This is a genomic window from Bradyrhizobium sp. CFUWI, assembly GCF_056429085.1.
This window is the reverse complement of the sequence record NZ_JBWJZE010000128.1, coordinates 1-656: the sequence shown is the minus strand read 5'-3', so window position 1 is coordinate 656 and position 656 is coordinate 1. Positions and strand designations below refer to the sequence as shown.

Below are 656 nucleotides of genomic sequence, written 5' to 3'. Positions count from 1 at the left end.
GATCTGCTGCGCGACGGCGGGGCCCGCGTTCGTGGACAGCACCTCGAACTGGCCGCTGAGCGCATCGGTGAGCTGCTGGCCGCCGCCCTTGTAGGGCACGTGCGTGATCTTCGCCTGCGTGCCCAGCATGATCTGCTCCAGCATGATGTGGCCGAGCGACGCCAGCCCCGAGGTGGCCCAGCGGATGTCGCCGGGCCGGGCCTTGGCCTGCGCGACCAGTGCGGGGAAATCCCGCGCGGTGCAGGCCGGCGTGGCCAGCAGCAGCACCGGGGACACCATCACGCTGGCGACCGGCGCGATGTCGCGCACCGGGTCGTACGGCAGCCGGCCCAGATGCGGGCTCAGCACCAGCGGGCTCACCGACGAGAAGCCGAGCGTGTAGCCGTCCGCCGGCGCCTTGGCGACCATGTCCATGGCGATGGCGCCGCCCGCGCCGGCCTTGTTCTCCACGATCACGGGCGAACCCAGCTGCGTGGAGAGGCGGTCGGCGAGCGCGCGGGCGACGACGTCGCTCACGCCGCCCGCCGGATAGGCGACCACGATGCGCAGGGGCCGCGAGCCGGGCCAGGCCGCGACTGCGCCCTGCGCGAAGGCGCGTGCGGGAAGGCCGGCCGCCGCAGCCAGCGCGGCGGAGGCACCAAAAGAGAGCGCACGTC

1 protein-coding gene is annotated in these 656 nt (G+C 73.9%); it reads right to left on the bottom strand.

Annotation, left to right across the window (positions count from 1 at the left end; genetic code table 11):
- On the bottom strand, window positions 1-656 hold a 656-nt coding region (locus AC066S_RS39030), incomplete at both ends, for a Bug family tripartite tricarboxylate transporter substrate binding protein (RefSeq protein WP_478271935.1).